The organism is Halomonas lysinitropha, from assembly GCF_902500215.1.
Classification (GTDB): Bacteria; Pseudomonadota; Gammaproteobacteria; order Pseudomonadales; family Halomonadaceae; genus Halomonas; species Halomonas lysinitropha.
Genome location: NZ_CABVOU010000039.1, coordinates 220846 through 236740, shown reverse-complemented (window position 1 = coordinate 236740; position 15895 = coordinate 220846). Strand labels below are relative to the sequence as shown.

Here is a 15895-nt window from a genome sequence, read left to right as displayed (position 1 = left end):
GAGTTGCGTTCCTTTCGAATCAGAGGCGACCGGCCGCGGCCCAGGCCTTGCGCCAGCCGTCGATCAGCTCGCGCTGGTGGGGCTGCAGGGCCTGGTAGGGCCAGGCGGCGATTTCCTCATCCTGGGGGTCGGGTACCGCAATGGCGCTGCCGGCAAGGGCCTGGACGACCGCGTGACCGCACAGTGGGACATAGCCCTCCGAATAGCCACCCTCGTGGACCATCACCAGTCGGCCCTGGCAGCGGCGTTCGGCCAGCTCGCAAACCTGGCGAGTCATGCGCGCGAAGGCGCCGCTATTGAGCAGCATCTTGCCCAGCGGATCCTTGGCACAGGCGTCATAGCCGCAGGCCACCACGATCAGGTCGGGCGCGAAGGCCTCGATCGCCGGCAGCACCAGCTCGCTCATGGCGTGCTCATAGGCCCCGAGACCGCAGCCCGGCGGCAGCGGCAGATTGAGGCAGGCGCCTTTGCCGGCCCCCTCCCCCTGCTCCTCGAACGTGCCGGTGTCGAGGGGGAAGTTGCCCGCCTGGTGGATCGAGACCGTCAACACCTCGGGATCGGAATAGAAGGCCGCCTGCTGTCCGTTGCCGTGGTGCACGTCCCAGTCGAGGATCGCCACGCGCCCCACCTGCCCCAGGGCACGCGCCCGCATCACGGCCACCGGAATGTTGCCCAGCAGGCAGAAGCCCCGCCCCTGGTCAGCCTCGGCGTGATGCCCCGGAGGACGACAGAGCGCGTAGGCGCGCTGCAACTCGCCACTGGCCACGGCGTCTACCGCGGCGATAGCCAGGCCCACCGCCTGGCGTGCAGCGGCCAGGCTACCCGGTGTGTAGGGGGCGCAATCGCCGCCATCGCCGCCGCGTCCTCGGTCGCCGGCCGCCAGCGCCTCCAGATAGCGAGGCGTATGGAAGCGCTCGAGAGCCTCGCGGGTGGCCGGCGGTGGCTTGCGCACCGCCAGCTCATCGATCAGTCCGGAGACTTCCAGCAGGTTCTTCAGCCGCCGCTTGCTCTCCGCGCTCTCCGAGGCCGGCTGCGGCTGCAGGAACTCGCCGGGGGCCGAGAAGACCCCGATGGCCCCCGGATCGTGCCAGAAGCAGCGCTCGTGCCAGAAAAACCCCGTGGTCGGCGCATCGGTTCGCGCCGCTGTCATCCGCGGCCCTCCTGCTGTTCCCAGACCTCGATGGCCGCGGCCAGGTCCTCCAGCGACGCGCCCACCGACTTGAACAGCGTGATGGCATCGGCCGAGGAGCGCCCGGGCCGCTCGCCACGCAGCAACTCGGCGAGGTCGCCGCGGATGGCGTCGAAGGCGAAGCCTCCCTCGTCGATCGCCTGCAGGATGTCGCCCGCCTCGCCCTGCGCCCCGGCATAGGTATCGACGAACACCTCGCTACGGGCCAGACACTCGGCATCGGTCTCGCGCATGGTCGGCCGGAACGCCCCGATCAGGTCGAGGTGGGTGCCGGGTGCGAGCCAGTCACCCCGGATCAGCGGCGCGGTGGAGAGCGTCACGCAGCTGATGATATCCGCCTCGCCGGTCGCCGCCTCGAGGTCGGTGACCGCGGCGCTGTCGAAGCGGTCGGCATAGTCGGCAGCCAATTGCTCGGCCTTGGCGGGGTTACGTCCCCACACCCGCACCCGGGTGATGGGCCGCACCGCGGCATGCGCCTCGATCACCATGGGGGCCAGCTTGCCGGTGCCCACCACCAGCAGGGTCGCGGCATCGTCTCGGGCCAGCTCCCGGGCCGCCAGGGCCGAGGCCGCCGCGGTGCGCCGTCGGGTCAGTTCGCTGCCGTCGATGCAGGCCAGGGGGCGCCCATGGGCACCCTCGCTGAGCAGGTAGACGCCGGCGATGGCCGGGAGCCCATGATCAGCGTTCTGCGGGAAGACATTGACCATCTTCACGCCGATGTAGCCGGCCCGCTCCCAGGCTGGCATCAGCAGCATGGTGGCCTCGCCATCGGGGCGATGCATGGCGTGGTGGTGACGAGGCGGCGACTCCACCCCTTCGCGAAAGGTCGTGGCCAGCCGCTCGACCAGCGCGGGCCAGGCCAGCGAGGCCGACACCTCATCGGCAGTGATGATGCGCATCTCAGGCCTCCGGCAGCGCCGCGGTGACCATGATTTCCACCTTCCACTCGGGCTTGGCGAGCTTGGCCTCGACGGCGGCACGTGCCGGCGGGCGACCGGGAACTACCCAGCCGTCCCAGGCGGCGTTCATCTGGTCGAATTCGGCCATGCTGGTGACCCAGATCTGGGCGGCAACCAGGTGCTCCTTGGAAGTGCCGGCCTTGGCCAGCAGGTCATCAATGCGGGCCAGCACCTGCTCGGTCTGGCCGCGCATGTCCGCAGAGGGGTCGGACGGCACCTGGCCGGCCAGGTAGACGGTGCCGTTGTGCACGGTGATCTGGCTCATGCGGGCATTGCTGTCATGATAGGTAACGGTCATGGCGTGCTCTCTCGTCAGGATGGCAGTCAGGCTGCGGTATAGCCGCCCAGCAGGGCGGCCAAGTTATCGCCCAGGTGCTGGGTGGGGTACCCCCCCTCCTGCACCAGCACGGTGGGCAGGTCGATGGCGGCCAGGCGCCGCCCGATCTCGGTGAAGTCCTCGGTCTCCAGGGCCAGGCCGGCCAGCGGGTCGTCCTTGTGGGCATCGAGCCCCAGGGCCACCACCAGCGCCTGGGGCCGGAAGGCGGCCAGGCGTTCGATCAGGCGGTCCAGGGTCGCCAGGAAGGTCGCGCCATCGCTGCCCAGGGGCAGCGGCAGATTGACGTTGGCCCCCTGCCCGTCGCCTTCACCGAGCTCGTCGGCTCCGCCCCAGAAGAAGGGATAGAAGTCGCCGGGGTCGGCATGCAGCGAACCGGTCCAGACATCACCGCGGTCGTAGAAGATGTCCTGGGTGCCGTTGCCGTGGTGGAGATCCATGTCGAGGATCGCCACCCGCTCGTGGTGCTCGCGCAGCACCGTGGCGGCCAGCGCCGAGTTGTTGAGGAAGCAGAAACCGCCGGCCCGCTCGGGGCCGGCATGGTGGCCCGGCGGTCGACACAGCGCATAGGCCGAGGGCTCGCCGGTCAGCACGGCGTCGGCGGCGGCCTCGGCGCTGGCGGCGCTGGCCAGGATGCCGGCAAAGCTGTCGGCGGTCATCGGGCAGGCCATGTCATGCATGTGCCAGCCCACCAGACCCACCGGGTGCCGAGGGTAGTGGTGCCCGCCCCCGCAGGGGTGGACGTTGGGCGCCACGATCTCGGCAGCATCCGGCAGCGCCCGCCAACGGGCATGGATGGTCTCGAGGAAATCGAGATAGCGCGGTACATGGATCCTGGCCAGGCGGTCTCTCAACCGCGCGCTGTCGACCTCGGTGGGTGGTGTCATGGAGAGGCCCAGGGACGCCAGTCCCCGTGTCAGCAGTTCGGCCCGCACCGGCCCTTCCGGCGAGGCCACCGGCCGACCGCGCAGCAGGAAGGTCGGCGGCGCATGTCGCTCCTGATCGGGATGGTAGAAGAGCTTGATCATGGGGTTCCTTAGCCCAGCAGTGAGGGAATCCAGGTGGAGAGCGACGGAAAGGTGACCAGCAGCAGGATCACCACGATGAAGGCGACATAGAACGGCAGCGAGGCAATGATCGCCCGTTCGAAGGGCACGTTGGCAATCCTCGCTGCCGTCATCAACGTCATCCCCACCGGAGGCGTGACGTTGGAGATATTGAGCACCACGATCATCAGGATGGCGAAGTGCAGCGGGTCCACGCCCAGCTGGATCATCGCCGGCACCAGCACGGGGGCCACCACCACCAGCGCCGGCAGAACGTCCATGATGGTACCGACCAGGATCAACAAGGCACAGACCAGCAGCAGTTGCAGAAAGGTCGAGTCGCTGAAGGTGGTGATCAGGCCCGCCGCCTCACGGGCGATGCCGGAGCGGGTGACGAACCAGCCGAGCACCGCCGAGGTTGCCAGCAGAAAGAACACCACCCCCGAGAAGCGAACCGTCACCACCAGGGCGTGCCAGATCTTGCGCCAGGTGAGGCTGCGGTAGAAGACCACGCCAATGGCGATGGCATAGACGGCGGCGAACCCGGAGGCCTCGGTAATGGTGGTCATCCCCGAGAGGATGCCGCCGAGGATGATCAGCGGCACGACCATGGCGGGCAGGGCCACCAGGAAGGCCACGACTGCCAACTTGAACGGCGTGGGCGCCTGCTTGGGATAGCCCCGTTTCCAGGCCAGGAAGAAGCTCACCGCGAGCAGGGCCAGGGCCATCAGCAGGCCGGGAATGATCCCGCCGGCGAAGAGGTCGATCACCGAGATGTCACGCAGCAGGGTGGCATAGACCACCATCACCACGCTGGGCGGGATGATGGGTCCGATGATCGACGAACAGGCGGTGATCGCCGCGGCGTACTCCGCGTCGTAACCCTGTTTCTTCATCTCGGGAATCATGATCTTGCCGATGGCCACGGTGTCAGTGATCGCCGCCCCGGTCAGGCCGGCGAAGAACACCGATACCGAGATGTTGACGTGGGACAGCGCCCCGCGCACCCGGCCGAAGAGGGCGTTGTTGAAGGCGATCAGCTTCTGGGTCAGGCCGCCCTGATTCATCAGCTCGGCGGTGAAGATGAAGTAGGGCACGGCGATCAACAGAAAGCCCGAGACGCCGGCGAACATGCGATCGGCAATGATGCCGAGCATGCGCTCGCCCCCCATGGCGAAACCGCCGGCCAACCCCGACATGGCCATCACCACGGCCACCGGGGCGCCGATCAGGAGAAGCACGACGAAGGCAATGATCGCAGGCGTCATGAGCGCTCCTCCATGTCATTGGCATCGATGAGCTCCTCGATCACGGTCTCATCGTCGATGAAGTGTTCCAGCAGGTCGAAGCCCTGCACCAGGTGCAGCAGGATGATGACCCCGCTGATCGGCACCACGATGGCAGTGACCTTGCCGGAAATCTGGATCTGGTCGGACACCATGTAGACCTGGCTGGCTCCCTCGAAGAAGACCCAGCCGTACCAGACCAGCATCAGGGCGAACAGCGCGATGACGGCGAGGCAAAGCCCTGCCGCCACCTTGAGCAGTGCCCGTGGCAGGCTGCGCACCAGCAGCGTCATGGCCACGTGCTCGCCGTAGCGCAGCGAGATGGTCATGGAGAGAAAGCCGATCCAGGGCAGGAAGAGCCGCGCCAGGGAGTAGGTCCAGCTCAGGGTACTGCCGGTGGCCAGCTTGTAGAGGAAGGCCGTGAAGGAGATGCCCAGCATGAACAGCACACAGGCCACACACGTCACGATCGCTACCTGATTGACCACGTCACTCAAGCGACGCAGGGATTGAAGCAGGTGCATCGGATCACCTCACAGGCAGCGTCGACCGACCGGTCAATCCGGCCGGTCGACGGGACGGATCAGAGTCGAGCTTCAGCGGCCATAGACGGCCACGTCGGATTCCTGCACCTCTTCACCGACCCGGGCCACTTCCGCGAGGAAGGCATCGACCTTGTCGGCCTCGATGCCGAAGTCATTGACGATCCAGTCCCTCCATGCCGGCGTGGCGATCTCCGCCATGCGCTGACGCTCTTCGGGGGGCATGATGTAGCACTCCTCGAAGCGCTCGCAGGACTGTTGCCAGCTGGCCGTGGCCAGCGCGCCGGACATGCCATGGCCGATGGCGACGGCCTCGCGGGCGGAGGTGACAATGGCCTCCTGATGCGCCTCGCTCAGGCTCTGGAACCACTCCTCGCTGACCAGCCAGGCAGCACTGTTGTAGACGTGGCCGGTGAGCGTGGTGTAGTCCGTTACCTCGTCGAAGTTATAGGTGACATTGAGTACCGGCGCGTTGAACTGACCATCGGCGAGGCCCGTCTCCAGAGCGGTAATCACCTCGCCCCAGGGCAGTGGGGTGGCCGAGGCGCCCAGCGACTTCATGATGGCGACGTGCCCCGGATTCTCCTCGGTGCGGATATTGAGCCCCTCGAGGTCCTCCACGGTCTTGATCGGGCGCTCGTTGTTGGTGAAGGCCACGAAGCCGCCACCGTCATCGAAGGTACCGAGATAGCGCATATCGGCTTCCTCGATGGTCCCCGACATGAAGTCGGCAAACCACTCGCTATCGAAGAAGGTCCAGGCCTGGCGCCAGTTGTCGAAGATGAAGGGGGCAGTCATCATCTGGTAATCGTCGTAGAAGGACGACATGGCACCAGTGGTGATGATCGTGGATTGCAGGGTACGGCCGCCCTGGACCTCGGAAGCGGTCTCCACCTCGGAACCCAGCTGGCTGTTGCCGAAGATCGAGACCGTCACCTCACCATCGGTGCGGGTCTCGACCAGGTTCTTGAAGTGCACCAGCGCCGGATAGACCTCGTTGTTGCTCATGTTCTCCGGGAGAATGGTAGCGATCGCCATTTCCGTGGACTGGGCCTGAACCTGCGTGCTGGCGATGGCCAGGGGCAATGCAGCCAGTGCCAGAGCGCCGGGGAGTGTCTTCGCTTTCATGGTCAACCTCTCGTCATTTTGTCATTGTCTTGTCTTTGTCACGAGTCTGTCTCGCTCTCCCTATGGAGGACACAACGAGACAGCTGTTCTTCAGACTAGGTCGACTCGGCCGCTTTCGCTTGCCCTATACTGCGGTGCTCTTGCCCGAAGCTCGCCAATGTGTGGCTCTCACGGCGAGCTACGGAGGGCGAAACCTCGAAGCAGCGGCGGTAGGCGCGCGAGAAACTGCCCTGATCGCGAAAGCCCACCAGAGAGGCAATATGCCCGAGACTCAAGCCGCTGTGGGTCACCAGCGTACGGGCGTGATCCAGGCGACGTCGCTGGACATAGGCGAGCGGGGTCATGCCGGTCAACTCGCGAAAACAGGCATGAAAATGCCCCGCGCTCAACGCGCAGAGTGCCGCCAGCTGCTCCACCCGGATCTCGTCGGCAAGATGGTGGTCGATCCAGGCGTCCAATCGGCCCAGATCGAGGCGTTCGCGTAATCCCGGGCCGAGCGCCGCCCCGGTATCCTCTGAAAGGGGCTGGGACTCGAGGTGCAGATAAAGGGCCCGCAGCAGCAGCGCGGCGATCTCGCTGTGCAGTGCAGGACAGCACTCGAGCTGCTGCATCAAGCTGGCCGCCAGGCGATTGAGCCGCGGCGGCACGCTGAAGAAGCGCGGCCGCTCGAAGAGTCGCTCGATGGCCTCCCCATCGCGCAGCGCCGGCAGGCTGGTGGCAGGAATGTCGAGCACGAAGGTGCGGTTGCGCCCGTCGCCCCGATAGTCATGGTGTCGGCCACAGGGGATCAGGCAGCCCCGACTGCCGGTGATGCGATCCCCCCGGCCCTCGATGGAGAGTTCGGTGGTCCCGCGAGTAGCGAGGATGAGCTGGTGGTGATCATGGGCATGGGCCACGTACTCCTCGCCCAGGGTGGCGGCGCGAATATCGAGTAATGCCATCGGGAGTAACGCCTTCCAGTCGCCGTCTACAGCGTCAAGATGGCGTGAAGAAAAGTTGAAAACAAGTCGGCTCAGCCTTGACCACGACCGGCGCCTGACAGACCGTGACTGAATCCCCCCGAACACAGCTGACTGGGAGTTCACGATGCCCCGTTTTCCCGACCACCTGACCGGCGACGGACCCACCAATCCCTTCCCGGGGATCCGTGTGCTGGAGCGGCGCCTGGGCCGCGAGATCCCCCACCGCCTGGGCTCCAACGAAGGGCTCGACATGCCTCACCGCGCCCTGCGTGCGCACTTCGGCGATGCCATGGTCGAGCATGCCTACTGCTACGGGGATTCGGAGGCGCTGGGGATCCGCCAGCGGCTCGCCGACCAGCAGGGCATCCCGCTCGAGGCCCTGCTGGTCGACGCCGGGGCCGACAGCCTGATCGCCCTTGCCCTGCGCACCGTGGCCGAGCCCGGCACTGCCGTGGTGGCCACCGGCGGCACCTACCCCACCTTCGGCTACTTCGCTCGGGGCCAGGGCTGCCGGCTGGTCGAGGTACCCTACGAGGAAGCGCCCGGCCGCCTCGCCCCCGACCTCGAGGCCCTTTCCGCCGCTGCCAGAAGGGAACGGGCGCGGCTGGTCTATCTGGCCAATCCCGATAACCCCGGCGGCCACCTGCATGACGACGCGGCCATTCGCCAACTGCGCGAGACGCTGCCCGACGACTGCTGGCTGCTGCTCGACGAGGCCTATCACGACTTCCGCGATGATGCAGAGTCGTCCTTCGCCCGGGAGGTACTGCCCGGTGTGTTTCGCCTGCGCACCCTCTCCAAGGCCCATGGCATGGCGGGTCTGCGCATCGGCTATGCCATCGCCGAGCCCGCGACGCTGGCGATGATGATGAAGGTCCGCATCCATTATGCGGTCTCGACGCTGACCCAGGCCGCCGCCGAGGTGGTGCTGGACCACCCAGACGAGACCCACGAGCATATTGCCGCGGTGCTTGAGCGTCGCCAGCGCCTGGCCGAGCACTTCCGCGGACTGGGTGCCGAGGTGCTGCCCAGCGCCACCAACTTCATCGGCATCCGTCTGCCCAGCGTCGAGCTCGCCGAGCGGGTCCATCGGGAACTGCTCGAGGATGGACGACTGATTGCCCGTCCAGCGCACCCGAACCTCGGCCATGTGCTGCGCATCACCGCCGTAGAGGATGCCCTGGTACCGGGCCGGTTAGCGATCCTGGAGCGTGCCCTTGAAGAGGGTTGAGGAATGGATGCTCTGCGCCGCCACACCCTGCTGATCATCGTCCTGGGCAGCCTGGTCATCTCGCTGGCCATGGGCCTGCGCCACGGCTTCGGGCTGTTCCTCGAGCCGATGAGCTCGGAACTGGGCTGGGGCCGCGGTGTCTTCGCCTTCGCCCTGGCCATACAGAACCTGCTGTGGGGGCTCTCCCAGCCCTTCGTCGGTGCCCTGGCCGATCGTTTCGGTGCCGCCCGAGTGGTGGTAGTAGGCGGAGGCCTCTATGCGTTGGGCCTGCTGTTCATGGGACTCTCGGAGTCGGCACTGGGCATGACCCTCTCCGCCGGGGTGTTGATCGGCCTGGGCCTCTCCGGCACCACCTTCTCGGTGATCCTCGGCGCCGTAGGCCGGGCCGTGTCGCCCGAGAAGCGCAGCCTGGCCATGGGTATCGTCAGTGCCGCCGGCTCCTTTGGCCAGTTCGCCATGCTGCCCGGCACCCTGGGTCTGCTGGGGTGGCTGGGCTGGTCGGCGGCGCTGCTGGCGATGGGCGCCATCGCCGCGCTGATGCTACCCCTCGGGGCCCTGCTGCGTGATCGTCCCTCGGCCAAGACCGCCAGCGATATCAGCCTGGGCGCTGCACTCAACGAGGCCGCGGGTCACCGCGGCTTCTGGCTACTCTGCCTGGGCTTCTTCGTCTGTGGCTTCCAGGTGGTGTTCATCGGCGTCCATCTGCCCGGCTATCTGGTCGACAGCGGCATCGCCGTGCCGGTGAGCAGCACCGTGCTGGCTCTGGTCGGCCTGTTCAATATCTTCGGCACCTATACCGCCGGCTGGCTGGGCGGGCGCTTCTCCAAGCCGCGCCTGCTCACCTGGCTCTACCTGATCCGCGGCGTGGTGATCACCCTCTTCCTGGTCGCTCCCTTGAGCCCCGTGAGCGCCTACCTGTTCGGCATCGCCATGGGGCTGCTGTGGCTTTCCACGGTGCCGCTGACCAACGGCATCGTTGCCTCCGTGTTCGGTGTGCAGCACCTCTCCATGCTGGGCGGCATTGTCTTCCTTTTCCACCAGTTCGGCTCCTTCATGGGCGTCTGGCTGGGCGGCTATCTCTATGATCTGCAGGGGGACTACGAGGTGGTATGGAATATTGCCATCCTGCTCTCGGTGGTAGCCGCCGCCCTGCACTGGTTCATCACCGAGCGACCGGTCAACCGCCCTGCCCGCACAGGCGTCGAGGCATGAGCGGCAAACGACGGGGGCGGCTCACCCTCCCTGTCCCGGGGTGATCCGCCTCTGCCGCATGCCTTCACCATCCCCTGTGAGACAGGTAATCTCGGGATACCCATCGGCGAGTGTCCGACGACATCACCTTCGGTTGACGCCAATCAAGGCACTCCACTCTGCCTGGGTGTGAAGTGTCGGAAACATTCCGCACTCGATGCTGGACAGGGAGACGCGTCCCATGCCGCTTGCGCTGATCATCCTTCTACCGCTGACGGGCGCCTGCCTGCCCGCCCTCATGCAGGGTCGATCATCGCGCCTGCTGGCCTCGGTTTCGGCGATTCCTGCCCTCTTGAGCCTGCTGCTGTTGCTCAGCTGGCTGCCGCACGTCATGCACGGAGGCGAAGCCATTGTGCAGCAGCTGACCTGGCTGCCGTCGCTGGGCCTCAACGTGGCCTTCCGTCTCGATGGCCTGGGACTGCTGTTCGCCCTGTTGATCACCGGCATCGGCTGTCTGATCCTGCTCTATGCGCGCTACTACTTCGAGGGTAACGACGCCTCCGCACGCTTCTTCACCCTGATCCTGCTGTTCATGTCGGTCATGCTGGGCATCGTGCTCTCCGAGAACCTGCTCTTCCTGCTGGTCTTCTGGGAGCTGACCAGCCTGATCTCCTTCCTGCTCATCGGCTTCAATACCGACCGCCAGGCCGCCAGGCTGGGCGCGCGAATGTCACTGGTGATCACCGGCGGTGGCGGGCTGGCCCTGCTCGGCGGGCTGGTGCTGCTGGGCCAGGCCGCCGGCGGCTATGACCTCTCCACGGTGCTGGCGGCGGGCGATCGTATCCGCAGCCATGAGCACTATGGGTTAATGCTCAACCTGATCCTGCTGGGCGCCTTCACCAAGTCGGCACAGTTTCCCTTCCATCTCTGGCTGCCCCATGCCATGACGGCGCCGACCCCGGTCTCCGCCTACCTGCACAGCGCGACCATGGTCAAGGCGGGGCTGTTCCTGCTCGCCCGGCTGCATCCGGCACTGGGCGATACCCCGGAATGGTTCCACCTGGTCACCCTGACCGGCATGCTGACCCTGATGGTGGGTGCCTTCGTGGCCATGTTCATGCATGACATGAAGGGGCTGCTGGCCTACTCCACGGTCTCGCACCTGGGGCTGATCATGCTGCTGATTGGCCTGGGCACCCCCATGGCGCTGGCGGCGGCGCTCTTCCACCTGGTATGCCATGCGCTGTTCAAGGCCCCGCTGTTCATGATGGCGGGTTATGTGGATCGAGCCACCGGAACCCGTGACATGCGCCAGATCAACGGCATGTGGCGCTTCATGCCCGCAATGATGGTGCTGACGGGCATCTCCGCCGCCGCCATGGCCGGCCTGCCACTGATGAGCGGCTACCTGAGCAAGAAGATGCTGTTTACCGAGAGCCTGCTGGTGACGGCGCCCGACTGGGCCGTGGTGGTGATCCCCGCCTGGGTGACCCTGGCCGCGCTCTTCTCGGTGGCCTACTCGATCCGGATCTTCCATAACGTCTTCTTCAACGGCCGGCCCATTAACCTGCCCATATGGCCCCCCAAAGGGCCTCGCCCGGCGGCGCTGTCGCCCATCGCGCTGCTGGCCCTGGCCACGCTGCTGGTGGGGCTGATGCCGGAGCACGTCTATTCCGCCCTGGTCCAGCCAGCCTTCGCCGCCGCGCGTCAAACGCTTGTCGATCCCTATGACTTCTCGACGCTCGGCGGCAGCGTACCCATGATCATGAGCCTCGCCGCCCTGGCCGGTGGCGCGCTCTTCTACGCCATGCGCGACCCGCTGTTTCGCCTGCACGCCAGCCTGCCGGAGGTGGACGCCAAGGAGATCTTCGACTGGATCATGCGAAGCGCCATCGCCCTCTCCCAGCGCCGCGTCTTCCAGCTCGAGAATGGCTCGCTGCAGCGCTACCTGGTCTTCATCATGGTCACCGTACTGGTGCTGGTCGGCCTGGAGCTGCTGGCCGTCGACCGCTGGGACGGGGGCGTGGCACTGGCCCCGCTCGATCCGTTGACCGTGCTGGCCGCCATCCTGCTCTGCCTGGCAGCCTTGGGCGTGGTGGTCTTCCATCACTATCGCCTGCCAGCCCTGCTGCTGCTCGGCGTGACCGGGCTCTTCGTCACCGTCACCTTTGCCCGCTTCTCGGCGCCGGACCTCGCCCTGACCCAGCTGATGGTGGAGGTGATGGCGGTGGTGATCATGATGCTGGCGCTCTCCTTCCTGCCGCAGACGTCACCCCAGGGCTCGACCTCCTTCCGGATGGGGCGCGACCTCGCCATTGCCGTGCTGATGGGCATCGGGGTAACGGCCTTCAGCTTCGCCATCCTCACCCGTCCGCAGGAGACGATCTCCGGGTTCTTCCTGGCCAACAGCGTACCCGGCGGTGGCGGCACGAACGTGGTCAACGTCATCCTGGTGGACTTCCGCGGCTTCGATACCCTGGGCGAGATCACCGTGCTGGGCATCGCCGCCCTGGCGGTGTTCGCCTTCACTCGCGACCTGCATCTCAAGGAGCGCGTGGTGGATACCCATCCCGGCCATTGGGTCGCCGAACCCCATCCGATCATGCTCAGTACCGTGGCCCGCCTGGTGCTGCCGATCGCCCTGCTGGTCTCGGCCTATATCTTCCTGCGCGGACACAACCTGCCCGGCGGCGGCTTCATCGCCGGGCTGATCACCGCGGTGGCGCTGACCCTGCAGTACATGGCGGGCGGGCTGGTCTGGGCACAGGAACGCATGCTGTCTCCGTTCCGGCCACTGATCGGCGCCGGCATCCTGATCGCCGTGCTGACGGGCCTCGGCAGCTGGCTGTTCGGTTACCCCTTCCTCACCTCGGCCCACGGCCACGTCAGCCTGCCGCTCATCGGCGAGTTCGAGCTGGCCACCGCCATGCTCTTCGATCTCGGCGTCTACGCCACCGTCGTCGGATCGACGCTGCTGATACTCGCCAACCTCGGCAAGCTGATGACCGTGGCCGGCCCCGGCAAGGAGATCGGCTGATGGAACTGCTCTACGCGATCACCCTCGGCGTGCTGACCACCTGCGGGGTCTACCTGCTGCTGCGGGCCCGAACCTTCACGGTCATCCTGGGGCTGACGCTGCTCTCCCATGCGGTGAACCTCTACCTGTTCGCCTCGGGGCGCCTGGTCGCCGGAGCGCCGGCCATCGTCGGCCTCACCGAGCGCTCGGCCGACCCGCTGCCCCAGGCCCTGGTGCTCACCGCCATCGTCATCGGCTTCGCGATGACAGCCTTCGTGGTGGTGCTGGCCCTCAAGGCCGCGGTGGAGCTACGCAACGACCACGTGGATGGTGAGAACCCCGACGAGGACCGCGCATGAATCACGCCCTGATCCTGCCGATCCTGCTGCCGTTGATCACCGGCGCCGGACAACTGCTGTTCTACCAGGCGCCCTTCGCCCTGCAGCGTCTGCTGGGCTTCGCCAGCACCTTCTGGCTGGTGCTGCTGGGAATCTGGTGCCTGCAGATTGCCGGCACCGGCGAGCATGTTCTATACCACGCCGGCGACTGGCCGGCGCCGTTCGGCATCGTGCTGGTCCTCGACCGACTCTCCGCCATCATGCTGGCGCTGACCGCCGTGCTGGGGTTCTGCTGCCTGCTCTATGCCAGCAGCGGCAGCGATACGCGGGGGGCCCACTTCCATGCCCTCTTCCAGTTCCAGCTGGCCGGCCTCAACGGGGCCTTCCTGACCGGCGACCTGTTCAATCTCTTCGTGTTCTTCGAGATCCTGCTGATCGCCTCCTATGCCCTGCTGCTGCACGGCGGGGGCCGCGCCCGCAGCCGTGCCGGGTTGCACTACGTGATCATCAACCTGGTGGGCTCGGCACTGTTCCTGATCGCCCTGGGCACGCTCTATGGCCTCACCGGCACCCTCAACATGGCCGACCTGGCCGTGCGCGTAGCGCAGGCTCCCCCCAGCGACGCCCCGCTGCTCGCCGCCGCCAGCCTGGTGCTATTGGTGGTGTTCGGCGTCAAGGCCGCCATCCTGCCGCTGCTCTTCTGGCTACCACGCGCCTATTCGGCCGCCACCGCACCGGTCGCCGCACTCTTCGCCATCATGACCAAGGTCGGCATCTACGCCATCCTGCGTGTCTTCCTGCTGGTCTTCGCGCTGGGCGAGACGCCGGTCAGCGAGACCGCCTGGGGCTGGCTCTGGCCACTGGCGCTACTGACCCTGGCGCTGGGCGGCATCGGGGTGCTGGGCTCGAACAGCCTGCGTACCCTGACCGCCTACCTGGTGATCCTCTCGGTGGGCACCCTGCTGGCCACCATCAGTCTTGCCACCGAGGCAAGCCTCGGCGCCGCGCTCTTCTATCTGATCCACAGCACCGGCATGACTGCCGTCTTCTTCCTGCTGGCCGACCTGCTGGGCCAGCAGCGCGAGGAGGGCTACGACCGTTTCTCTGCGACCGGGCCCATCGGCCATCGCTGGCTGCTGGGCACACTGTTCTTCATTGCCGGTATTGCCATGGTGGGCCTGCCCCCCTTCAGCGGCTTCGTCAGCAAGGCGTGGATCCTGCAGGCCAGCGCACAGGAGCCCCAGGGATTCTGGCTGTGGGGCGTGCTGCTGGCCGCCGCGCTGCTGACCCTGATCGCCTTGAGCCGCACCGGCAGCAGCTGGTTCTGGCGCCCTGGCGAGATGGACAAACCGTATCCACTCGAGCGGGGCCCGCTGACGCTGGTGTCCCTCATGGTCGGCCTCAACGGGCTTCTGGCAGTGTTCGGTGACCCGGTGATGGGCTACCTCGAACTGACCGCAGAGCAGCTGCTCGACCCGCGGGCCTACATCGCCGCCGTGCTGCCCGAGGCTACTGCTGCCCGCCAGGAGATCTCACCATGATATCGTCATTTCGCACCCGGCAGTTCTGGCTGCCGCGCCCCCTGTTCTCGCTGTTCCTGGCCCTGCTCTGGCTGGCGATGGTCAACGACGTCAGCGTGGCGCATGCCCTGCTGGGACTGGGCCTGGGCGTGGCCATTCCCTTCACGACCCACGCCTTCTGGCCCGAGGAAGCAAAGATCAAGCGCCCCCTGCCGCTGCTGCGCTACCTGCTGGTGCTGCTGGTGGACATCCTGCGTTCCAACCTGGTGGTGGCGCTGCGCATCCTGCGCCCTGCCCGGTATCTGCAGCCGGGCTTCTTCGTCTATCCGCTGACGCTGGACGACGATTTCGCCATCACCATCCTGGCCAGCACCATCTCGCTGACACCCGGCACCGTCTCGCTCCACTACGATGCCGAGGCCAACACCCTGCTGGTGCACGCCCTGCACCTGGAGGACGAAGAGGAGGCCATCGCTACCATTCGTGAGCGTTACGAGCAGCCTCTCGAGGAGATCTTCCGATGATTGCCGTCGTCATACCGATCGCCATGACGCTCTTCGCCGTCGCCGCCCTGCTCAACCTCTACCGCCTGGCGATCGGCCCGGATATCGTCGACCGGATCCTGGCGCTGGATACCCTGATGATCAACAGCATCGCGCTGATCGTGCTGGCCGACATCTGGATGGGCCTGGGCATACTGTTCGAGCTGGCCCTGCTGATCGCCCTGATGGGCTTCGTCAGCACCGTGGCCATGAGCAAATACCTGCTTCGGGGGGACGTCATCGAATGACCAGCATCGACATGCCCTGGTATCTGCAGTTCATCATCGTCGCCTTCCTGCTGTTCGGCGCCCTGGTCGCGCTGATCGGTTCCTGGGGGCTGGCCAAGCTGCCCGATTTCTACACGCGCCTGCACGGCCCTACCAAGGCCAGCACCCTGGGCGTCGGCTGCACCCTGATCGGCTCGCTGCTCTACTTCAGTCTCCAGCAGGAGGGCATCTCGGTGCAGGAAGCCCTGGTGACGATCTTCCTCTTCGCCACCGCCCCGGTCAGCGCCCACATGATGGGCAAGGCCGCCCTGCGCCGGCGTCTGAAGGGCGTGCCGGGAACCCGCAACATGCCCGAACGTTAGCGGCGGTCCAGCCTGCACGCCC

16 protein-coding genes are annotated in these 15895 nt (G+C 66.4%); 8 read left to right on the top strand and 8 right to left on the bottom strand.

All coding sequences use genetic code 11. The features are described 5' to 3' along the window. Positions 1-19: 19 nt before the first annotated feature. The 8 genes from HALO32_RS12655 to HALO32_RS12620 all read right to left on the bottom strand — a co-directional run bounded on the left by HALO32_RS12655 (position 20) and on the right by HALO32_RS12620 (position 7425). Positions 20-1150 (bottom strand): class II histone deacetylase, encoded by a 1131-nt coding sequence (locus HALO32_RS12655; RefSeq protein ID WP_151444227.1) that lies wholly within the window; start codon positions 1148-1150, stop codon positions 20-22. Then, complete coding sequence (lhpI, locus tag HALO32_RS12650; RefSeq protein WP_151444226.1) at positions 1147-2088, bottom strand: bifunctional Delta(1)-pyrroline-2-carboxylate/Delta(1)-piperideine-2-carboxylate reductase; 942 nt, start codon at positions 2086-2088, stop codon at positions 1147-1149. Before lhpI ends, HALO32_RS12655 begins: the two co-directional genes overlap by 4 nt. Position 2089: 1 nt before the next feature. Continuing rightward, the gene (locus HALO32_RS12645; protein WP_151444225.1) at positions 2090-2446 is read right to left on the bottom strand and encodes a RidA family protein; all 357 of its coding nucleotides are present in this window, start codon (positions 2444-2446) and stop codon (positions 2090-2092) included. Between the two features lie 26 nt (positions 2447-2472). Then, a complete protein-coding gene (locus tag HALO32_RS12640) occupies positions 2473-3507 on the bottom strand; it encodes a histone deacetylase family protein (RefSeq protein ID WP_151444558.1) in 1035 nt (344 codons plus the stop codon). Positions 3508-3518: 11 nt separating this feature from the next. After that, on the bottom strand, positions 3519-4796 hold the full coding sequence (locus HALO32_RS12635; protein WP_151444224.1) for a TRAP transporter large permease: 1278 nt from the start codon (positions 4794-4796) through the stop codon (positions 3519-3521). Continuing rightward, entirely contained in the window at positions 4793-5338 is a 546-nt protein-coding gene (locus HALO32_RS12630) for a TRAP transporter small permease (RefSeq protein ID WP_151444223.1), read from the bottom strand. The genes HALO32_RS12635 and HALO32_RS12630 overlap by 4 nt, the downstream gene beginning before the upstream one ends. 72 nt (positions 5339-5410) lie before the next feature. Then, positions 5411-6484: a TRAP transporter substrate-binding protein DctP gene (gene dctP / locus HALO32_RS12625; protein WP_151444222.1), complete on the bottom strand. Its 1074-nt coding sequence runs from the start codon at positions 6482-6484 to the stop codon at positions 5411-5413. 95 nt (positions 6485-6579) lie between these two features. Further along, on the bottom strand, positions 6580-7425 hold the full coding sequence (locus HALO32_RS12620) for an AraC family transcriptional regulator (protein WP_151444221.1): 846 nt from the start codon (positions 7423-7425) through the stop codon (positions 6580-6582). Between the two features lie 145 nt (positions 7426-7570). Between HALO32_RS12620 and HALO32_RS12615 the strand changes: the two genes are divergently transcribed. The 8 genes from HALO32_RS12615 to HALO32_RS12580 all read left to right on the top strand — a co-directional run bounded on the left by HALO32_RS12615 (position 7571) and on the right by HALO32_RS12580 (position 15873). Continuing rightward, positions 7571-8677 (top strand): pyridoxal phosphate-dependent aminotransferase, encoded by a 1107-nt coding sequence (locus HALO32_RS12615; protein WP_151444220.1) that lies wholly within the window; start codon positions 7571-7573, stop codon positions 8675-8677. A 3-nt stretch (positions 8678-8680) separates the two neighbouring features. Next, complete coding sequence (locus tag HALO32_RS12610; RefSeq protein WP_151444219.1) at positions 8681-9889, top strand: MFS transporter; 1209 nt, start codon at positions 8681-8683, stop codon at positions 9887-9889. 220 nt (positions 9890-10109) lie between these two features. Further along, on the top strand, positions 10110-12905 hold the full coding sequence (locus HALO32_RS12605; protein WP_151444218.1) for a monovalent cation/H+ antiporter subunit A: 2796 nt from the start codon (positions 10110-10112) through the stop codon (positions 12903-12905). Further along, positions 12905-13243, top strand: a complete 339-nt coding sequence (locus HALO32_RS12600) for a Na+/H+ antiporter subunit C (protein ID WP_151444217.1) — start codon at positions 12905-12907, stop codon at positions 13241-13243. The genes HALO32_RS12605 and HALO32_RS12600 overlap by 1 nt, the downstream gene beginning before the upstream one ends. Continuing rightward, a complete protein-coding gene (locus HALO32_RS12595; protein WP_151444216.1) occupies positions 13240-14763 on the top strand; it encodes a monovalent cation/H+ antiporter subunit D in 1524 nt (507 codons plus the stop codon). The genes HALO32_RS12600 and HALO32_RS12595 overlap by 4 nt, the downstream gene beginning before the upstream one ends. After that, positions 14760-15266, top strand: coding sequence for a Na+/H+ antiporter subunit E (locus tag HALO32_RS12590; protein WP_151444215.1), 507 nt, complete (start codon positions 14760-14762; stop codon positions 15264-15266). Before HALO32_RS12595 ends, HALO32_RS12590 begins: the two co-directional genes overlap by 4 nt. After that, positions 15263-15532, top strand: coding sequence for a K+/H+ antiporter subunit F (locus HALO32_RS12585; protein ID WP_151444214.1), 270 nt, complete (start codon positions 15263-15265; stop codon positions 15530-15532). Before HALO32_RS12590 ends, HALO32_RS12585 begins: the two co-directional genes overlap by 4 nt. Then, entirely contained in the window at positions 15529-15873 is a 345-nt protein-coding gene (locus HALO32_RS12580; RefSeq protein ID WP_225809993.1) for a Na+/H+ antiporter subunit G, read from the top strand. The genes HALO32_RS12585 and HALO32_RS12580 overlap by 4 nt, the downstream gene beginning before the upstream one ends. Positions 15874-15895: the final 22 nt, after the last annotated feature.